The organism is Streptomyces sp. N50 (genome assembly GCF_033335955.1).
Lineage (GTDB): Bacteria > Actinomycetota > Actinomycetes > Streptomycetales > Streptomycetaceae > Streptomyces.
Genome location: NZ_CP137549.1, coordinates 1,019,019 through 1,038,026, shown reverse-complemented (window position 1 = coordinate 1,038,026; position 19,008 = coordinate 1,019,019). Strand labels below are relative to the sequence as shown.

Sequence of the window (19,008 nt, the reverse complement as noted above, 5' to 3'; positions counted from 1 at the left end):
CCAGGGCTTCTAGCGTCACGTAGGCCGAAGGTACTAAGCGGTCGCTCACCGGCGGGCCGCAAGGGCGAGAGATTCTCAAGGGCGAGGAGAACCAGCAATGTCCACCACTGAGCAGCGGGTCGCGATTGTCACCGGCGGGGCGCGGGGCATCGGCGCCGCCACCGCCGTACGCCTCGCGGCCGAGGGCCGTGCGGTCGCCGTGATCGACCTCGACGAGGCCGCCTGCAAGGACACCGTGGAGAAGATCACCGCGGCCGGCGGCAAGGCCCTCGCGGTCGGCGCCGACGTCTCCGACGAGGCGCAGGTCGAGGCCGCTGTCGCGCGCATCGTCGCCGAGCTGGGCGCCCCGACGATCCTCGTCAACAACGCGGGCGTGCTCCGCGACAACCTCCTCTTCAAGATGAGCGTCTCCGACTGGGACACCGTCCTGGGCGTGCACCTGCGCGGCTCGTTCCTGATGACCAAGGCCGTCCAGAAGCACATGGTCGACGCGGGCTTCGGCCGGATCGTCAACCTCTCCTCGTCCTCGGCCCTCGGCAACCGCGGCCAGGCCAACTACTCCGCCGCCAAGGCCGGTCTCCAGGGCTTCACCAAGACCCTCGCCATCGAGCTGGGCAAGTTCGGCATCACGGCCAACGCGGTCGCCCCCGGCTTCATCGCCACCGACATGACCGCGGCCACCGCAGCCCGCGTCGGCATGGGCTTCGACGACTTCAAGGCCGCCGCCGCCACCCAGATCCCGGTGCAGCGCGTCGGCGAGCCCGACGACATCGCCAACGCCGTCGCCTTCTTCACGAACGAGGCGGCCGGATTCGTCTCCGGCCAGGTGCTGTACGTCGCCGGCGGACCGCTCAACTAGGGAACACGGAACCATGACTGAACTCCCCGAACTCTCCGGCAAGGTCGCCGTCATCACCGGCGCCAGCCGCGGCATCGGCTACGGCGTCGCCGAGGCGCTGCTCGCCCGCGGTGACCGGGTCTGCATCACCGGCCGCAGCGAGGACGCCCTCAAGGAGGCCGTCGAGACCCTCGGCGCCGAGCGCGTCATCGGCGTCGCCGGCAAGGCCCACGACGAGGCCCACCAGACCGTCGTCGTCGAGCGCACGATGGAGGCCTTCGGCCGCGTCGACTACCTGGTCAACAACGCCGGTACGAACCCGGTGTTCGGCCCGATCGCCGACCTCGACCTGAACGTCGCCCGCAAGGTCTTCGAGACCAACGTCATCTCGGCGCTCGGCTTCGCCCAGAAGACCTGGCACGCCTGGCAGAAGGAGAACGGCGGCGCCATCGTCAACATCGCGTCCCTCGCCGGCGTCTCTGCCTCGCCGTTCATCGGCGCGTACGGCGTCAGCAAGGCCGCGATGATCAACCTGACGCTCCAGCTGGCGCACGAGTTCGCGCCCGGCGTGCGGGTCAACTCGATCGCCCCGGCGGTCGTGAAGACCAAGTTCGCCGCCGCCCTGTACGAGGGCCGCGAGGCGGAGGCCGCCGCCTCCTACCCGCTGGCCCGGCTCGGCGTCCCGTCCGACATCGGCGGCACCGCCGCGTTCCTCACCTCGGACCAGTCCGACTGGATCACCGGCCAGACCCTCGTCGTCGACGGCGGCATCCTCCTGAACGCCGGAGTCGGCTGACCAACTCCGCCCGGGCGCCGGTTCTTTGCTGTTCCCTTGACGGAACCGGCGCCCGTGTCGAGACATAAAGCACGCACAGCCGAATGACAACGTCGTCATAAAAGCGCTGCTCAACAGCCCCTCCCGAACCACCTTTCCGGGCCCCGGAACTGCGGTACGGTCTGCCGACCCTTGGTACGGCGGATCGAGGAGCGAGCGCGTGTTCAACCGGAACCGAGGCCTGCGGGCGGGCGCGGCGATCGCGTCCATATCCCTGGCGGCCGGATGCGGAGTGTTCTCGGACGGGAACTCCGACGACCGGGGACCCATCGTCGTCGGCACCACCAGCGCCCCCAGCACCCTCGATCCGGCGGCGTCCTGGGACGGTTCCTGGGAGCTGTTCCGCAACATCTACCAGACGCTGCTCGCCTACCCGTCCGGCGCGACCACGCCCGAGCCGGACGCGGCCAAGAGCTGTGATTTCACGGACAGTTCGAACACGGCGTACCGCTGCGAACTCCGCGCGGGCATGAAGTTCGCCGACGGCGACACCCTCGACGCCCAGGCCGTCAAACACTCCATCGACCGCATCAGACAGATCGATGTGCCGGGCGGACCCGCGGGCCTCCTGGGCAGCCTCGACCGGGTGCAGGTGACGGGCGACCGCGAGGTCGTCTTCCACCTCAACAAGCCCGATGCCACCTTCCCGTTCGTGCTCGCCACCCCGGCCATGTCGATCGTCGACCCCGACGACTACCCCGCGCACTCCCTGCGCAAGGACGGCAAGGTCTTCGGCTCCGGGCCGTACACCCTGAAGTCGTACGACGACGGGAAACAGGCCCGACTCGTCAAGAACGGCCGCTACAAGGGCTTCGCCCGGCGCGAGAACAGCGCGGTGACGATCCGTTACTTCCAGGACTCCGGCGCCATGGTGAAGGCGCTGCGGGACAAACAGATCGACGTCACCTACCGGGGTCTCGCCGCCGACGACATCATCACCCTCCAGGGGCGCGCCTCCAAGAGCCTGCAACTGGTCGACGGCTCCGGCACCGACATCAACTACCTGGTGTTCAACCCCAAGGACAAGTGGGCCGGGAACCTCGCCGTCCGCAAGGCCGTCGCCCAGCTCGTCGACCGCGGGGCGATCACCCACAAGATCTACCGCGACACCGTGGACCCGCTCTACTCGATGGTCCCGAAGGGCCTCACCGGCCACACCACCGCCTTCTTCGACGACTTCGGGGACCCCAGCGTCCCCAAGGCCCGCCAACTCCTCACCGACGCGGGCATCCACCGGCGCGTCCCACTCACCCTCTGGTACACGACCGACCGCTACGGCTCCGAGACCGCCCTCGAATTCCGGGAACTCAAGCGGCAGTTGGACGACTCCGGGCTGTTCTCGATCACCCTGAGGAGCCGCCCCTGGAAGACGTACGTGACGGGCTACCAGAAGGGCGAGTACCCGGTGTTCGGGCGCGGCTGGTCCCCGGACTTCCCCGACGCCGACAACTTCATCGCGCCGTTCGTGGGGAAGCAGAACGCGCTCGGTACGCCCTATCCGTCGACCAGGATCACCGACGTACTGCTGCCCGAGTCCCGCAAGGAGAGCGACCGGGCCGACGTGGTCAAGGAGTTCGAGGACGCCCAGCAGGTCCTGGTGGACGACGCGCGGCTGCTGCCGCTGTGGCAGGGCCGGCAGTACGTGGCCGCGAGCGAGGACGTCTCCGGCGGGGAGCAGGCCCTCGACCCGTCGACGATCATGATGATGTGGGAGCTGTACCGCAAGACCAGCTGGTGACCCGGCTTTCGGCACCCGTTGTCAGTGGCCGCCTGTAGGTTCTGGGCATGGAGGCGACCGCACCGCGCGGTCGCTCCGCATCGCAGTCGCCGCACACGGTAAGGAAGTTGACGTGACCGACATCTCCATGCTCCCCGAGTCCTGGCGCGGGGTCCTGGGCGACGAGCTTCAGCAGCCCTACTTCAAGGAGCTGACCGAGTTCGTCGAGGAGGAGCGCGCGAAGGGTCCCGTCTTCCCGCCGCGCGAGGAGGTCTTCGCCGCCCTGGAGGCGACGCCGTACGACCAGGTGAAGGTCCTGATCCTCGGTCAGGACCCGTACCACGGCGAGGGCCAGGGCCACGGCCTGTGCTTCTCGGTCCGCCCCGGCGTGAAGACCCCGCCCTCCCTGCGGAACATCTACAAGGAGATGAAGGAGGAGCTGGACCTCCCGATCCCGGACAACGGCTATCTGATGCCGTGGGCCCAGCAGGGCGTCCTGCTGCTCAACGCGGTGCTCACGGTCCGCTCCGGCGAGGCCAACTCCCACAAGGGCAAGGGCTGGGAGAAGTTCACGGACGCGGTGATCCGCGCGGTGGCCGACCGCCCGGACCCGGCGGTCTTCGTCCTCTGGGGCAACTACGCGCAGAAGAAGCTCCCCCTGATCGACGAGGAGCGCCACGTGGTGGTCAAGGGCGCGCACCCCTCCCCGCTGTCGGCCAAGAAGTTCTTCGGCTCCCGTCCGTTCACCCAGATCGACGAGGCGGTGGCCAAGCAGGGCCACACCGCCATCGACTGGCGCATCCCGAACCTGGGCTGACCCCACCGGGGCCGGTCCGGGGCCGCCTGACGGGGATTGTCAGTGCCGCCGGTTAGCTTCGACGGGGACAGCCAAGGTGGCTGGCGAGTGCGGAGGACGCGGTGGCGGAGCGACAGGAGCAGGCGGCGCCGGACGCTCTGCTGACGCGGATCGGACAGGTCGTCATGCTGCACCACGGCGGCGACCGCGAGGAGGCCCGGGAGCGACTGCTGGGCCTCTGGGCGGAGCTGGGCGAGGACGGCGACCCACTGCACCGCTGCACCCTGGCCCACTACCTCGCCGACACCCAGGACGACCCGACCGACGAACTGGCCTGGGATCTACGGGCGTTGTCGGCGGCGGACGAGCTGACGGACGGGCGGGACGCGGGGGACGCCGGTCAGAAGGGCGCGGTGGCGGTGCGCGCCTTCTACCCCTCCCTGCATCTCAACCTCGCCGCCGACTACGTGAAGCTCGACCGCCCGGACGCCGCCCGCACCCACATCCGCCGGGCCCGCAGCGCCTGCGCCGTCCTCGCCGACGACGGTTACGGCAACGGCGTGCGGGCCGCGATCGGGCGCCTGGAGCTGCGGCTGGGCGACGGGGGCGGTGGCGCGGGCGGGGGCGGGAGCTGGGGGCCGCCGAGACAGCGGCCGTAGGGTCCCGTTGTCGCACCAGCCCCAAGGGGTCCCGCTCGCCTCAACGCCCGTACGTCTGGCCGCAGATGATCGACTGCGGGCTGTCCGACTGCCAGCCGCCGTACTTCTTGCCCAGGGCGCAGACGTCCTGGGTGTTCTTCGGGACCGACTTGACCACGTCGGGGATGTCCGCGCCCGGCTGCCGGGGGTGGTGCGGCTTCGGGTGCGGATGGGGGTGGGGATACGGGTGGGGGTGCTGGTGTGAGCGGGGGACCGGTGCCTGGGCCGCCGGTGGGGGCGGGGCCGGTGCGTGGTGCGGCGGGTGTGCGGCGGGTTTCGGGTGGCGGGACGGGCTGATCAGTTCCAGCGCCTCCCGCGCCGGGGCCTGTACGACCTGCGGCTCCGCGCTGCCGTCCGGGCGCGGCACCGACGCTTGGGTCGGTGCGGCAGGAGGAGCGGGGGCCACCGGCCGCTGGACCGTCACACAGCCGGAGAGGGCCGAGACAGCCACGGTGACCAGGAGCGTTGCGGTGGTCGTCGTTCGATGCATTCGCGCAACTCTGCTGGTTCCGGCCCCGTTTGGGACAGCGGACGAGCGGATGATGCCCCGCACGGGTGATCTCCGCCCCCTTACGGACGGCCCGCGCCCGCTCCGGGTGACGTGACGTCAGCCGTCGGCGTCGGCCGTCGGCGTCAGTCGCCGGTGTTCCCGTCGATGCGCTCACGGAGCAGGTCGGCGTGGCCGTTGTGCCGGGCGTACTCCTCGATCATGTGCGTGTGGATCCAGCGCAGGTTGAAGCTCTCGCCGGTGCGCCGGTGCTTGCCCAGGGAGACGTCGTCCAGGGTGAACCGGCCCGCAACCGCGTCCGCCGCCGCGATCTCGGCCTGCCAGGTCGCGTACGCCTCGGCCCAGGTGTCCGCCTCGGTGAGGTGGAAATCGCCGTCCGGGTCCTCGTCGCTGTAGTAGATCGGGGTGAGCTGCTCGTCCGACATGACCCGGCGGTACCAGCTCCGCTCCACCTCGGCCATGTGCCGCACCAGGCCCATGAGCGTCAGGTTGGACGGCTCCACGGAAGCGGTCCTCAGCTGTTCGTCGGTCAGCCCCTCGCACTTCCAGGCGAGGGTGTCCCGGTGGTACTTCAGCCAGCCTTCCAGCATGGTGCGTTCGTCGGCGGTCGTCCCGGGTTCACTGCGTTCGATGGTCATCCCCGCATCCTCGCGTGCTCCGTCCGCCCGCACCAGCGGTTATCAGCCGCCGTATGCTTCCGGGAGGTATCGCAGGTCAAACGCCAGGGAGACTCCGTGAAGGTCGGCTGCATCGGGCTCGGTGACATCGCGCGGAAGGCGTACCTGCCGGTTCTCGGCGGACTGCCCGGGGTGGAGCTGCATCTGCAGACCCGCACGCCCGCCACCCTCGCCCGGGTCGCCGACGGCCTGCACCTCCCGGCGGACCGGCGGCACACGGACCTCGACGCGCTCCTCGCGCAGGGCCTCGACGCCGCGTTCGTGCACGCGCCCACGGCCGTGCACCCCGAGATCGTGACCCGGCTCCTTGAGGCGGGCGTACCGACGTACGTCGACAAGCCGCTCGCCTACGAACTCGCCGACTCCGAGCGGCTGGTGCGGCTCGCGGAGGAGCGGAGCGTGTCGCTCGCGGTCGGCTTCAACCGCCGTTACGCCCCCGGGTACGCGCAGTGCGTCGACCACCCGCGCGAGCTGATCCTCATGCAGAAGAACCGGATCGGGCTCCCCGAGGAGCCGCGCGCGATGATCCTGGACGACTTCATCCACATCGTGGACACCCTGCGGTTCCTGGTGCCGGGCCCGGTCGAGGACGTGACCGTGCGCGCCCGTACCCAGGACGGACTGCTGCACCACCTCGTGCTCCAGCTCTCCGGCGACGGCTTCACCGCGCTCGGGGTGATGAACCGGCTCAGCGGCTCGGTCGAGGAGATCCTCGAAGTCTCCGGCCAGGACACCAAGCGTCAGGTCCTCAACCTCGCCGAGGTCGTCGACCACAAGGGCCAGCCGACCGTACGGCGGCGCGGGGACTGGGTCCCGGTGGCCCGGCAGCGCGGCATCGAGCAGGCCGTCCTCACGTTCCTCGACGCCGTACGCGCCGGAAAGGTGCTCAGCGCCCGGGACGCGCTGGCGACTCATGAACTGTGCGAGCGGGTGGTACGAGAGGTCGCGGACCGGTCCGCCGCAGCCTGAGCGCCTGCGCGCCCTCACCGGCGCACATGGCCGCGAGCACCAGCAGCGCCATGCCGACCGGCCAGGCGCCGTAGCGGACGTACGGCGTGATGCCGTGGGCGAGCGGGACGTCGTAGACCTGGGTGGTGCTCTTGTTCGTGCCCAGCCAGGAGCCGATGCGCTGTCCGCCGGGGCCGTAGACGGCGGAGACGCCGGTCAGGGTGGCGTGGACGACCGGGCGGCCGGTCTCGGCGGCGCGCAGGGCGGCGAGGGTGGCGTGCTGTTCGGGGGCCCAGCTGCTCTGGAACGACGAGGTCGAGGACTGGGCGAGCAGGACGTCGGCGCCGTCCTGGGCGAGATGGCGGCTCATGTCGGGGAACGCGGTCTCGAAACAGATCAGCGGGCCGACGCGCAGCCCGTGCCCCACGTTCATCACGACCTGCTCCGTGCCGTGCCTGCGGTCCACTCCCGCCGCCTTGCCGACGGAGGTGGCCCAGCCGAGCAGCGAGCGGAACGGGATGTACTCACCGAAGGGGACGAGCCGCATCTTGTCGTAGCGGTCGCCGGTGAGACCCTTCGCACCGACCAGGATCGAGCTCTTGTAGATGCCGGGCTTGTCGGAGCGCTGGGCGTCCACGTTGACCAGGATGTCGGCGCCGGTCTCCTGGGAGAGGGCGGCGATACGGCGCGCGAGATCGGGGCGCTTGCCGAGGTCGAAGCCGACACTGCTCTCGCCCCAGGCGATCAAGTCCACGTTCTGCCCGGCCAGTTGGCGGGTCAGCTGTTCCTCGCGGTCGAAGCGCCGGACGTCGCTGTCCTCGCCGGTGATGATCCCGGGCTGTACGACGGCGATCCGCACGTGGCCGTCGACGTCGGGACGCGGCGACCACACCCAGGCGGCGGAGGTCGCGGCGGCGGTCGCCAGGAGCCCGGCGACGGCGGGCACCCGGACCTCGCGGATCGCGACCAGCACGGCGACCGCGACGTTCACGGCCACCACCAGGAAGCTCAGCAGCCACACCCCGCCGACGGACGCGAGCCGCAACGCCGGTTCCACCTGCCACTGGGTGGAGCCGAGCAGCCCCCAGGGGCCGCCCAACCCCTGCCAGGACCGGACGAGTTCGACCATCAGCCAGCCCGAGGGCAGCACGAGCAGCGCGACACCGCCCCGCCGGGGCGACGGCACGCCACCGAGGTAGCGGCGGACCAGCCAGCCCCACGGCGCCCACAGCACGCCGAGCAGCCCCGCGATGACCACGATGAACACACTCAGGCTCGGCACCAGCCAGCTGTGCACGGCCAGCATGAACCCGAGCCCCCCGAACCAGCCGTCGTAGACCGCCCGCCGCCCGGTCGGCGCCGAGCGCGTCAGCAGGATCCAGGGGACGAGCGCGACGTAGGCGAACCACCAGAGGGACGGCGCCGGGAACGCGAACACGGGCAGGGCGCCCGCGAGCGCGGCGAGCAGGGAACGCCGCCAGGGGGAGACGAGCCAGTCGCCGAAGTTCCTCATGCGAACCCCCTACCCGCTGGTGGCTCCGGTGTGCGTGCCGCGGCCGATCATCCCGGACGGCGGACACCGAACCGGTCGTATCAGTGGACCACGGCTTCCGGGCGCCGTTCGGGAAGGCGCCGCCACTTCTCCTCCACGACGACCTCGGTCAGCCGCCAGCCGTCGTCCGTCCGCAGCAGCCCGAACGAGTACCGCCCGCCGCACACGAAGTCGGGAGCGGTGGAGGGGTCGCCCTCATCGCTCTCCCCGTCCTTGGCGAAGCGCATCGGATTGACGTAGTCGGCCTGGACGCGGGCGGTGTCGTCGGTGTGCTGGTCCAGGGCACCGAAGCGGATCCGCCGGTTCACGATCAGGTGCTGCCGCATCGAGAACAGTCCCAGGCTCTCCGCGAGCCATCCGGCGACCTGTTCCGCGTTCCCCTCGATCCCTCCGGCGGACCGGTAGTCGGCACGCCCGTCCGGGGCGAACAGTTTCCGGTACGCCTCCCAGTCGCCGTCGTCCACCGCCACCGCGTATTCGGTGACCACTTCGTCCACGGCCAGCCGGTCCATCACAATCGCCAGTTCCACACGCTGCGTCATCGGCTCAGTGTTGGCTACGGAGCGTGTCGCGCCAAGGGGGACGCGGATACGAGGTGGGGAACATTCGGTGGTGTTCGAAGGTTCTTCGCCGATCTTCGCTGTTTTCCGCTGTCCTTCGTCGGGCTTTCGTTGTGAGGAGCACTCATGAAACGTCTTGTCACGGTCGTCACCGGGGGCAGCCGGGGGATCGGCGCCGCGACCTGCCGACGGCTCGCGGAGGACGGGCACGACGTGGTCGTGGGCTATCTACGGGACGCGACGGCGGCCGAGGAAGTCGCTGAGGCCGTACGGCGCACAGGGGCCCGTTCCGTATGCGTGCCCGGGGACACCTCCGTCGAGGCGGACGTCGAACGGCTCTTCACGGTGGCCGAGAAGCAACTCGGCCCGGTCACCGGCCTGGTGAACAACGCCGGCGTGACCGGCCCGTTCGGCCGCTTCGCGGACACCGACCCCGCCGACCTGCGTCGCGTCGTCGAGGTCAACCTCCTTGGCACACTGCTGTGTTCACGCCGCGCCGCGCAGGTGATGGCATCCCGGGGCAACGGTGTGATCGTGAATGTCTCGTCCGCCGCCGCGACCCTCGGCAGCCCCGGCGAGTACGTCCACTACGCCGCGACGAAGGCCGCCGTCGACACCCTCACCCTGGGCCTCGCCAAGGAACTCGGCCCCGACGGCATCCGCGTCAACGCGGTCGCGCCCGGCGTCATCGAGACGGAGATCCACGGGAGGTCGGGCGACCCGGACCGCGCCAAGCGGTTGGCGGCGTCGATTCCGCTACGGCGCGCAGGCCAGCCCGAGGAAGTCGCCGCCGCGATCGCCTGGTTGATGTCACCGGAGGCGTCGTACGCGACGGGGACGGTGGTGCGGGTGTCGGGCGGACGGTGAGCCGGCGGGCGCGAGACCGGGCGAACCGGTGGGTTCGGGGATTCAGGCGGCCGCGATGACCTCGTCCCGTATCGCCGCGGCCCACTCGACCACCAACAGCTCGTATTCCTCGCGCTCTTGGGTGGAGAGCGACCCGCCCGCACGCAGCCAAAGTGCCCGGATCTGCTCGTTCACCTCGGAAGCAGACCGCACGGAACCAGGGGCCACGAAATCGGGGGACATGCGAACAGCCTAGGGGCAAGGACTGACACTGCGCTACCGGACGGCTACTCAGACCGTATGGGGTTGGTCACGGGCGCGGTGAACAGGGCGCCGGGTGCGGCCCGGTGCCATGAGTTGGTCACCCCCGCCGCTCGGCCCACACCCGCGACCACTCCAGCAACGGTCCCATCGCGGTCACGAGGTCCGTGCCGAGCACGGTCAACTGCCAAGCGCCGTCCGGCGTTTGCGTCGCGATGTCCGACTCGCGCAGCTCGGTCAGCCGGGTGAACAGGACGCTGGAGGACATGTCGTCGCAACGGCGTTGCAGGTCACGGAAGCCGATCGGGGCGCCGTGCCGGTGGAGTTCCCAGATCACGCGGAGTGTCCAGCGCCGGCCGAGGAGATCGAGCGCGGCCATGACGGGGCGGCCGGTGACCGAACCGCGCACGGGGCGACCGGGAGTGGGCGTGGATCCCGCAGGTGTGGACTCCGTGGGGGTGGATTCCAACTGCCCTCCTGTGCCGACGTCTTGTGACCTCGCGCGACTTCTTGACTTCGCACCTCACCCTTGCGCTTCGATTTCAGAAGCGCAAGAGTCGGTGGACATGAAACAAGACCCGGCAGGCGCGAATCAGCGCATCGAGGGCGTCACCCGGCCCTACGCACCCGACACCGACCGCGCCCTGCACCGCTGGATGCCACCCGGCGTCACCCGCGAACCCCTGATGCTCTTCAAGGTCCTCGAACGCCACCCCGAACTCGCTTCCCGCATGCGGGCGTTGGGCTCCGGCCTCCTCGTCCACGGCCTCCTGAGCACCGCCGACCGCGAACTCGTGATCGCCCGCGTCTGCGCCCGCTCCGGCTGCGCCTACGAGTGGGGCGTCCATGCGACGACGTACGCCGAGGCCGCCCAACTCACCCCGCGCCAGATCACCTTGACCGCGACCGGCACCCCGGACGACCCGGCCTGGTCGCCCCGCCAGTCCGCGCTGCTCCGAGCCGTCGACGAACTCCACGACGGTGCACGGCTGAGCGACCCGGTCTGGTCCGGCCTGCGGGAGCACCTCGACGAACCCGAAGCCCTCGAATTCCTTGTGCTGGCCGGGTGGTACCGCACCATCGCGTACGTCGCCAACGGTGTCGGCATCGAGCCCGAGCCGTGGGCCCTTGCCCTGCCCGGGAGTTGACTCAGCCCGAGGACTCCGCCGCGTGCGGGCTCAGCGCGCCCGCCGTCACCAGCGCGATGATGACGATGCCGAGGGCGATGCGGTAGTAGACGAACGGCATGAAGCTCTTGTGGGAGATGAACTTCATGAACCAGGCGATGACCGCGTATCCGACGACGAACGCGATCACCGTCGCGAACATCGTCGGCCCCCACGCTACGTGCCCGCCCTCCGCCGCGTCCTTCAACTCGAAGGCGCCCGAGGCCAGTACGGCCGGCATGGCGAGGAGGAAGGAGTAACGGGCCGCCGCCTCGCGGGTGTAGCCCATGAAGAGGCCGCCGCTGATGGTCGCGCCCGAGCGGGAGACGCCGGGGACCAGCGCCATCGCCTGGCAGAGGCCGTAGAGCAGGCCGTCCTTGGTGTTGAGGTCCAGCAGGGTCTTGCGCTGCTTGGGGGCGCGGTGCCGGCCGCCGTTCTCGTCGCGGGCCGCGAGGCGGTCGGCGATGCCGATGACGACGCCCATCACGATCAGCATCGTGGCGGTGACGCGCAGGTCGCGGAACGGGCCCTCGATCTGGTCCTTGAGCGTCACGCCGAGCACGCCGATCGGGATGGAGCCGACGATCACCAGCCAGCCCATCTGGGCGTCGTGGTCGCGCCGCATCTCCTTGTTGGTGAGCGACCGGAACCACGCGGCGAGAATCCGCCCGACATCCTGGCGGAAATAGATCAGCACCGCCGCCTCCGTGCCGAGCTGCGTGATCGCCGTGAAGGCCGCGCCCGGGTCCTCCCAGCCCGAGAAGGCCGCCGTGAGCCGCAGATGCGCGCTGGAGGAGACGGGGAGGAACTCGGTCAGCCCCTGGACGAGTCCGAGGATGAGGGATTCAAACCAAGACATGGAGTTACGGCGTCCAAGTGCTGATCGAGGAGGGGCAAAGGACACACCAAAACGCCGCGCGCGGTGAACGAGTGTGTGTGAGGGGCAGCGTAGCGTCCCCGTGTGACAGGCCGGACACAGGGGTTTCACGGCGGCCGCGCGACTTCGGACACAGAGGTTTCAGGGCGGTTGCGCGACTCCGTACACAGAGGTTTCACGAGTGGTCCGACGACTCCGGGTTCGCGGTGTTGACCAGCTGCGGGGGCGACGCATACGTTGCAGCGGAGGAAAGCGCTTGCTGCATGCGCTCGCTGTCCCCGGAGGAGTGCTGATCACGACCATGTCCACACCCGCCACCAACCCCGGGGCCTTCCAGCCCTTGCCCCCGCTCACCGGCCGACGCGTCCGGGCCGCCGTGGTCGGCGCCGGCGCCATCGGCCGCGGCTCCCATTTCCCGGCGCTCGCGCGGCTCGCCGAGGACGGCGAGACCGAGGTCGTCGCCGCCGTTGACATCGATGCCACGTCGGTCGAGTCCTTCTGCGCCGAGGCCGGGATCCCGCACGCCTACACCGACCTGGAGCAGATGCTCCGGGAACAGCGGCCCGACCTCGTCACCATCTGCACCCCGCCCACCCTGCACCGCGCGCAGACCGTCGCCGCGCTGCGGGCCGGCGCCTGGGTCTGGTGCGAGAAGCCCCCGGTGCCGACGCTGGCCGACTTCGACGCCGTGGAGGACGAGGAGGGCCCAGCAAAGGGGACGGTCGGCGGGCCGTATGCCTCGATCGTCTTTCAGCACCGCTTCGGGTCGGGCTCGCGGCACGTGCGTCGGCTGCTCGCCGAGCAGGCGATGGGGCGGCCGCTCGTGGCGCACTGCCAGACCACCTGGTACCGCGACACCGCTTACTACGCCGTGCCCTGGCGCGGGCGCTGGGAGACCGAGGGCGGCGGTCCCGCGATGGGACACGGCATCCACCAGATGGACCTCCTGCTCGATCTGCTCGGGCCGTGGAGCGAGGTGAAGGCGATGGCCGGGCGGCTGGTCCACGACGTGGAGACAGAGGACGTCTCGACCGCGCTGGTGCGTTTCGAGAACGGCGCGATGGCGACCGTCGTGAACAGCGTGCTGAGCCCCGACGAGGTCAGCCGTATCCGCATCGACTGCGAGCGCGCCACCGTCGAACTGACCCATCTCTACGGGCACAGCAACGACAACTGGCGTGTCACTCCGGCGCCCGACGTGCCGAGCGAACTGGCCGCAGCCTGGCAGGACTTCGGGCCCGACGTGCCGAGTTCGCACCTGGAGCAGCTGCGTGAACTCGTCGTGAGCATGCGGGCCGGTGAACGGCCGCGCAGCAGCGGCACGGACGGGCGGACCAGCCTGGAGCTCATCACCGCGCTCTACAAGTCGGCGTTCACGGACACGACCGTCCGGGCCGGCGAGATCGGCCCCGGAGACCCCTATTACACGGCGCTGCACGGCGGCGCCCCCGGCTGGGCGCCCGTGGCGCGCGAGGAGGTGTCGGCGTGACCGGCCTGCGTATCGTCCATGCCCACGGGGACCGCGTCACGGTGACCGAACCGGCCACCGGCGTCGAGCTGTTCAGCTACGTGTACCGGCCCGAGGCCGCCTGGGAGGCGCCGAAGCCGTACCTCCACCCGATCCGGACCCTTGCCGGTGACGTCGTCACGGACTACCGGCCCAACGACCACCGCTGGCACAAGGGCCTCCAGTTCACCGCCTCGCATCTGTCGGGCCAGAACCTGTGGGGCGGCAACACATACGTTCACGGCGAGGGGTATCTCCAACTCCCGGAGCGGGTCGGGTCGATGGCCCATGTCGCCTTCGACGAGATCGACGCCGATGCTGACCGTCTCGTCATCGCCGAGCGGCTCACCTGGCACCCGTACAGCGGTGAACTCTGGGCCGACGAGCAGCGCCGGATCGAGGTGCACGACGTCGACACGGAGTCGGGTTCGTGGGCGCTGACCTGGACGAGCGCCGTGACCAACCGCCGTGACGAGCCCCTGCGGTTCGGCAGTCCGACCACCCACGGGCGCGAGGCGGCCGGCTACACGGGCCTGTTCTGGCGCGGCCCGCGCGCCTTCCGCGACGGCCGGATCATCGGCCCCGACGGCGAGGGCCCCGACCTGATGGGCTCCCAGGGTCCCTGGCTCGCCGTCTCCGGCGAGCACGACGGCACCGACGGGCACGCGACCATCGTCTTCGCGCACGCCCCCGAGAACGACCAGTCAGGCGCCCAGGGCACCCACCCCGCCCACTGGTTCGTCCGCAACGAGCCGTTCGCGGGCATCGCCCCCTCCTTCGCCTTCCACGACGAGCTGGAGCTCGCCCCCGGAGACACCCTCACCCGGCGCTACCGGGTCGTCGTGGCCGACGGGGCCTGGGAGCGGGAGGAGATCGCCAAGTACCTGGAGGCGCGCCCGTGGTGAGTTCCGGTACTGCTGAAGGCTTCTCCGGGCTGCCGGGCGGGGTCGCCGTCTCGCATCTGTCGGTCTACGACTGGCCCGCCGTGGACGGGGTGTGCGGCGGAACTCCCCATATGCACCTGACCTGTTCGGAGGGGTACGTCGTCACCGGCGGGCGGGGCGCGGTGCAGACGCTCACGACCTCCGGGTACGAGGTGACGCCGCTCGCGGCCGGAACGGTCGCCTGGTTCACGCCGGGGACCATCCACCGGCTCGTCAACGAGGACGACCTGCGCATCACCGTCCTCATGCAGAACAGCGGCCTGCCCGAGGCGGGGGACGCGGTGCTCACACTGCCCCCGCGGTACCTCACCGACCCGGAGACGTACGCCTCCGTCACCGTGATCCCGGCCGACGCGTCCGAGGCCGAGCAGGAACGCGTCGCCCGGGCCCGGCGCGATCTCGCCCTGGAGGGCTACCGGGCGCTGCGCGACGCGGAGGGTCCGCAAGCGCTGGCCGCGTTCCACCGGGCCGCCGCCGCGCTGGTACGACCCCGGCTCGCGGAGTGGCGCGAGCGCTGGGAGCGGGGGGCGCGGGCCGCTGCCGCGGCTACGGGGGAGCAGCTCGACCGGCTCGAACAGGGTGACTTCTCGCACCTCGCCGATGCTGGCGTACGGGCTGAACAGCCTTCTGCGTACGGGAAGTTCGGGATGTGCGGGCGGTTGGACGTCTACAAGGGGACGTAAGTCCGGTTTCTTTTGAAGCAGGCCGCCTGTCGGGTCAGGCCGCCGTCGGGCCTGTCACGGTCCAGCCCGGTGACTGCGGGTGGGCCGTCAGGTCCTGGTGATGGACCGGGGCGCCGCAGGCCGTGCAGGTGACGACCGGGACCAGTTCGTTGCCGCAGATGTGCTCGATCACCATGGGGCGATCGTCATCCTTCTGGAGATGACGGTCGCCCCATGCCATGAGAGTCATCAGGACCGGCTCCAGTTCGAGCCCCGCCTCGGTGGGCCGGTACTCGAAGCGCTGCGGGTGCTCGCTGTACGTCCGCCGGGTCAGGATCCCGGCGTCGACGAGGCGGCGCAGCCGGGCGGCCAGGACGTCGCGCGGGGCGCCGATGTTGCGGACCAGCTGGTCGAAACGGCGGTTGCCGAGACACACCTCCCGTAGGACGAGCAGGGAGTACTTCTCGCCGACGAGTGCGAGGGCGTCGGCGATGGAGCAGGGGCGCGGGTCTTTGGGGGTGGGCTTGTTTTTGAGGGCGGCCATAACACCTACTTTAAGGGAGGGTTTGATTTTCCAACCCACAGAGCTATGGTGAGTTTGGATTTCCTACTCACAGGTAGCTCTGGCTGGAAGTACTGGAAATAACGGAGGCCCGCCCCATGCGTGACGCAGTGATCGTCGAAGCCGTACGCACGCCCGTAGGCAAGGGCAAGCCGAACGGCACCCTCGCCCAGGTCCACCCCGTCGAACTCCTCTCGCACACCCTGCGCAGCCTCGTCGAGCGCACCGGGATCGACCCGGCGGTCATCGACGACGTCATCGGCGGCACGGTCACCCAGGTCGGTGAGCAGGCCGTCAACATCACCCGGCAGGCCGTGCTGTCGGCGGGCTTCCCGGAGTCGGTGCCCGCGACCACGGTGGACCGCCAGTGCGGCTCGTCCCAGCAGGCCGTGCACTTCGCGGCGCAGGGCGTGATCTCCGGGGCGTACGACATCGTCGTGGCCTGCGGGGTGGAGTCCATGGGGCGCGTGCCGATGGGGTCGAGTGTGCTGCCCGGCACGGATCCCTTCGGCCCCGGTGTCGCCGGGCGCTACCCGGAGGGCCTCGTCCCGCAGGGGATCAGCGCCGAACTCATCGCCGCCAAGTGGTCGATGACACGCGACCAGTTGGACGCCTTCGCGGTCTCCTCGCACCTCAAGGCGGCCGCCGCCTGGGACGCGGGACTCTTCGACGCCCAAGTCGCACCCCTGGAGGGCGCATCGCGCGACGAGTGCGTACGGCCCGGCAGCACGACCGAGATCCTGGCCGGCCTCAAGCCCGCCTTCTACGACGCGACGTACGCCGAGCGCTTCCCGCAGATCGAGTGGAACATCACCCCCGGCAACTCCAGCCCCATCAACGACGGCGCCTCCGCCGTGCTCATCACGTCCAGCGAGACGGCGGCCCGGCTCGGCCTGCGCCCGCTGGCCCGGCTGCACAGCTTCGCGGTGACCGGTTCCGACCCGCTGCTCATGCTCACCGGGGTCATCCCGGCCACCGAGAAGGTGCTGCGCCGGGCCTCGCTCACCCTCGACGACATCGACCTGTTCGAGGTCAACGAGGCGTTCTCCAGCGTCGTGCTGGCCTGGCAGCAGGAGACGGGCGCGGATCTCGCCAAGGTCAACGTGCACGGCGGCGCCATCGCGATCGGGCATCCGCTCGGGGCGAGCGGTACACGGCTGACGACCACCCTGGTGCACGCGATGCGGGACCGAGGGGCGCGCTACGGGCTGCAGACGATGTGCGAGGCGGGCGGTCTCGCCAACGCGATGATCCTTGAGGCGGTCTGATCCCTCACCGGGCCCGCTGATCCCTCACGGGGCCCGCAGGTGGTGGCGCTTGCGCCAGGCCACCACGGCGCCGCCCAGAGCGGGCAGGGCGATACAGGCCATCGCGATCAGGAAGGCCGGTGAGGTGGGGCTGGAGGCGCGGGCGCCGGCGACTACGTAGGCGGCGGTGTTCGGGAGCGACCCCAGCGCCGTCGCGAGCAGGAACGGCGTCCAGCGCATGCGGGAGACGGCGGCGCAGTAGTTCACGCCCCAGAACGGCAGTCCCGGGAAGAGCCGTGCGGCCATCATCGACCGGAAGCCGTGTCTGCTGAGCTGCCCGTCCGCGGCCTTCAGCCAGCGGCCCCGCAGCAGCGGGCGCAGCGCGTCCTGGCCCAGTACGCGGCCCAGGCCGAAGGAGATCCCGGCGCCGAGCACCGTGCCCGCCAGCGCGGCGCCGGTGCCCAGCTGGGAGCCGAACAGCGCGCCCGCCGCGAGGTTCAGCAGGGGGCGCGGTACGAACGCCACGCTGCACAGGCCGTACGCCGCCGCGAACACCAACGCGGCCATGGCGCCGCCGAGTTGGGGTGGCCAGCCGTCGGAGAGCAGGCGCTGCGGGTGGAAGAGCAGCACGGTCGACGCGGCCCCGGCGAGCAGCGCGAGGAGCAGCGACAGCCGCGACCACGGCGAGAGCAGGGCTCTCGTGCAGCGCGCGGCGAGACCGGTCGGGGCGACGGGCGGCAGCGGCGCCACGGCCATGGCCGCGGGGACGGTCACTGCTGCGGCGAGTGCCGGGGCAGTGACATGGGCTGTGGCCTGGGGAGTGGCCGTGGCGGTGCCTCCAGAGCGGGTGCCCCCAGAGTCGGTGGCGGCATCGGCGAGCATGTCGGCGACCCTAACCGACCTGTGTATGTGATCGCCGTATGGTTCGTCTCATGAGAGTCACAGGTGCGGGCACCGCGCGGGTGCCGGGCAGCGTTCTCGCGGACACCGTGCTGGAGCGGCTCACGGTCACGTACGCCGCCGCGGCCGACCCGGAGCGGGCCGTGCCCATGCGGGCGTACATGAAGGACATCGCGCCCTTCCTGGGCCTCACCACACCCGTACGCAGGGCGTTGTCCCGCACGGTCCTGGAGGGCACACCCCGCCCCGACGAGACCGACTGCACCGCGATCGCCCTGCGCTGCTGGGAGCTGCCGGAGCGCGAGTACCAGTACTTCGCGGTGGACTACCTGCGCCGCCATGTGAGGCACTGCACGTCCGGTTTCCTGCCGGTCGCCCGCCATCTCGTCTCGACGGTCCCTTGGTGGGACACCGTCGACGCACTCGCCTCCCACGTAGTGGGAGGCCTGGTCGCCGCCGATCCGAAGCTGGTCGCCGACATGGACGAGTGGATCGTCGACGAGGACATGTGGGTCGCCCGTACGGCCCTCCTCCACCAGCTGCGCTACAAGGAGCGCACCGACACCGAACGCCTCTTCGCGTACTGCCTGCGCCAGTCCGGGCACCCGGACTTCTTCATCCGCAAGGCGATCGGCTGGTGCCTGCGCGAGTACGCCAAGACCGACCCGGAGGCGGTCCGCGGGTTCCTCGCCCAGGAGAAGGGGCGGTTCGCGCCGTTGTCGGTGCGCGAGGCCTTGAAGAACATCGGCGCCTGACGTCCCACGTACTGATAAATCGTTCGACGCCGGGCAAAGCGTCGGCAATGATCGGCCTCATGTTCCGGTACGCCTTCCACCTCGCAGCACCCCCTGTCGCGGGTGCGCCGAAGGCTGCCGTTCCCGTTCTAGTCGCCGCAGTCGACGGCGCC

22 protein-coding genes are annotated in these 19,008 nt (G+C 70.5%); 13 read left to right on the top strand and 9 right to left on the bottom strand.

What is annotated here, in order from left to right; genetic code table 11:
- Positions 1–97 precede the first annotated feature (97 nt).
- The 5 genes from fabG to R2B38_RS04200 all read left to right on the top strand — a co-directional run bounded on the left by fabG (position 98) and on the right by R2B38_RS04200 (position 4,845).
- On the top strand, positions 98–859 hold the full coding sequence (fabG, locus tag R2B38_RS04220; protein WP_318015019.1) for a 3-oxoacyl-ACP reductase FabG: 762 nt from the start codon (positions 98–100) through the stop codon (positions 857–859).
- A 13-nt stretch (positions 860–872) separates the two neighbouring features.
- The gene (locus R2B38_RS04215) at positions 873–1,634 is read left to right on the top strand and encodes an SDR family oxidoreductase (protein ID WP_318015018.1); all 762 of its coding nucleotides are present in this window, start codon (positions 873–875) and stop codon (positions 1,632–1,634) included.
- Between the two features lie 199 nt (positions 1,635–1,833).
- Positions 1,834–3,411, top strand: coding sequence for an ABC transporter substrate-binding protein (locus R2B38_RS04210; RefSeq protein WP_318015017.1), 1,578 nt, complete (start codon positions 1,834–1,836; stop codon positions 3,409–3,411).
- A 112-nt stretch (positions 3,412–3,523) separates the two neighbouring features.
- Positions 3,524–4,207 (top strand): uracil-DNA glycosylase, encoded by a 684-nt coding sequence (gene ung, locus R2B38_RS04205; protein ID WP_033283410.1) that lies wholly within the window; start codon positions 3,524–3,526, stop codon positions 4,205–4,207.
- Between the two features lie 101 nt (positions 4,208–4,308).
- The gene (locus tag R2B38_RS04200; RefSeq protein WP_318015016.1) at positions 4,309–4,845 is read left to right on the top strand and encodes a hypothetical protein; all 537 of its coding nucleotides are present in this window, start codon (positions 4,309–4,311) and stop codon (positions 4,843–4,845) included.
- A gap of 40 nt (positions 4,846–4,885) precedes the next feature.
- Here the strand turns inward: R2B38_RS04200 and R2B38_RS04195 are convergent, their stop codons facing one another.
- Positions 4,886–5,374 carry a hypothetical protein gene (locus tag R2B38_RS04195; protein ID WP_318015015.1) on the bottom strand — a complete coding sequence of 163 codons (489 nt, stop codon included), beginning with the start codon at positions 5,372–5,374 and terminating at the stop codon, positions 4,886–4,888.
- A gap of 143 nt (positions 5,375–5,517) precedes the next feature.
- The gene (locus tag R2B38_RS04190) at positions 5,518–6,030 is read right to left on the bottom strand and encodes a DinB family protein (protein WP_318015014.1); all 513 of its coding nucleotides are present in this window, start codon (positions 6,028–6,030) and stop codon (positions 5,518–5,520) included.
- Positions 6,031–6,126: 96 nt separating this feature from the next.
- Between R2B38_RS04190 and R2B38_RS04185 the strand changes: the two genes are divergently transcribed.
- Positions 6,127–7,038, top strand: a complete 912-nt coding sequence (locus tag R2B38_RS04185; RefSeq protein WP_318015013.1) for a Gfo/Idh/MocA family oxidoreductase — start codon at positions 6,127–6,129, stop codon at positions 7,036–7,038.
- On the opposite strand, the gene lnt is transcribed toward R2B38_RS04185, so the two are convergent.
- Together lnt and R2B38_RS04175 are read right to left on the bottom strand one after the other, a co-directional pair.
- Positions 6,956–8,530: an apolipoprotein N-acyltransferase gene (gene lnt / locus R2B38_RS04180; RefSeq protein WP_318015012.1), complete on the bottom strand. Its 1,575-nt coding sequence runs from the start codon at positions 8,528–8,530 to the stop codon at positions 6,956–6,958. The genes R2B38_RS04185 and lnt overlap by 83 nt on opposite strands.
- An 80-nt stretch (positions 8,531–8,610) precedes the next feature.
- Positions 8,611–9,111, bottom strand: coding sequence for a nuclear transport factor 2 family protein (locus tag R2B38_RS04175; protein WP_318015011.1), 501 nt, complete (start codon positions 9,109–9,111; stop codon positions 8,611–8,613).
- Positions 9,112–9,255: 144 nt separating this feature from the next.
- Between R2B38_RS04175 and R2B38_RS04170 the strand changes: the two genes are divergently transcribed.
- Positions 9,256–9,996, top strand: a complete 741-nt coding sequence (locus tag R2B38_RS04170) for a glucose 1-dehydrogenase (protein WP_318015010.1) — start codon at positions 9,256–9,258, stop codon at positions 9,994–9,996.
- 42 nt (positions 9,997–10,038) lie between these two features.
- Here R2B38_RS04170 and R2B38_RS04165 read toward each other — a convergent pair whose 3' ends face one another.
- Entirely contained in the window at positions 10,039–10,218 is a 180-nt protein-coding gene (locus tag R2B38_RS04165) for a hypothetical protein (RefSeq protein WP_318015009.1), read from the bottom strand.
- A gap of 118 nt (positions 10,219–10,336) precedes the next feature.
- Positions 10,337–10,615 carry a winged helix-turn-helix transcriptional regulator gene (locus R2B38_RS04160; protein WP_318021584.1) on the bottom strand — a complete coding sequence of 93 codons (279 nt, stop codon included), beginning with the start codon at positions 10,613–10,615 and terminating at the stop codon, positions 10,337–10,339.
- 187 nt (positions 10,616–10,802) lie between these two features.
- Between R2B38_RS04160 and R2B38_RS04155 the strand changes: the two genes are divergently transcribed.
- Complete coding sequence (locus R2B38_RS04155; protein ID WP_318015008.1) at positions 10,803–11,384, top strand: carboxymuconolactone decarboxylase family protein; 582 nt, start codon at positions 10,803–10,805, stop codon at positions 11,382–11,384.
- A gap of 1 nt (position 11,385) precedes the next feature.
- Here R2B38_RS04155 and R2B38_RS04150 read toward each other — a convergent pair whose 3' ends face one another.
- Positions 11,386–12,261 (bottom strand): undecaprenyl-diphosphate phosphatase, encoded by an 876-nt coding sequence (locus R2B38_RS04150; protein ID WP_318015007.1) that lies wholly within the window; start codon positions 12,259–12,261, stop codon positions 11,386–11,388.
- Between the two features lie 319 nt (positions 12,262–12,580).
- Between R2B38_RS04150 and R2B38_RS04145 the strand changes: the two genes are divergently transcribed.
- From R2B38_RS04145 to R2B38_RS04135, 3 genes are all read left to right on the top strand, one after another.
- A complete protein-coding gene (locus R2B38_RS04145; protein WP_318015006.1) occupies positions 12,581–13,768 on the top strand; it encodes a Gfo/Idh/MocA family oxidoreductase in 1,188 nt (395 codons plus the stop codon).
- A complete protein-coding gene (locus tag R2B38_RS04140; protein WP_318015005.1) occupies positions 13,765–14,691 on the top strand; it encodes a PmoA family protein in 927 nt (308 codons plus the stop codon). Before R2B38_RS04145 ends, R2B38_RS04140 begins: the two co-directional genes overlap by 4 nt.
- A 110-nt stretch (positions 14,692–14,801) precedes the next feature.
- Positions 14,802–15,413 (top strand): cupin domain-containing protein, encoded by a 612-nt coding sequence (locus R2B38_RS04135; RefSeq protein ID WP_318021583.1) that lies wholly within the window; start codon positions 14,802–14,804, stop codon positions 15,411–15,413.
- A gap of 34 nt (positions 15,414–15,447) precedes the next feature.
- On the opposite strand, the gene R2B38_RS04130 is transcribed toward R2B38_RS04135, so the two are convergent.
- On the bottom strand, positions 15,448–15,936 hold the full coding sequence (locus tag R2B38_RS04130; RefSeq protein WP_318015004.1) for a helix-turn-helix domain-containing protein: 489 nt from the start codon (positions 15,934–15,936) through the stop codon (positions 15,448–15,450).
- Positions 15,937–16,052: 116 nt separating this feature from the next.
- Between R2B38_RS04130 and R2B38_RS04125 the strand changes: the two genes are divergently transcribed.
- Positions 16,053–17,222: a thiolase family protein gene (locus R2B38_RS04125; RefSeq protein WP_318015003.1), complete on the top strand. Its 1,170-nt coding sequence runs from the start codon at positions 16,053–16,055 to the stop codon at positions 17,220–17,222.
- A gap of 24 nt (positions 17,223–17,246) precedes the next feature.
- Here the strand turns inward: R2B38_RS04125 and R2B38_RS04120 are convergent, their stop codons facing one another.
- Positions 17,247–18,083, bottom strand: a complete 837-nt coding sequence (locus R2B38_RS04120) for a TVP38/TMEM64 family protein (protein WP_318015002.1) — start codon at positions 18,081–18,083, stop codon at positions 17,247–17,249.
- A 50-nt stretch (positions 18,084–18,133) separates the two neighbouring features.
- Between R2B38_RS04120 and R2B38_RS04115 the strand changes: the two genes are divergently transcribed.
- Positions 18,134–18,856, top strand: a complete 723-nt coding sequence (locus R2B38_RS04115; RefSeq protein WP_318015001.1) for a DNA alkylation repair protein — start codon at positions 18,134–18,136, stop codon at positions 18,854–18,856.
- The last annotated feature ends 152 nt before the right edge of the window (positions 18,857–19,008 follow it).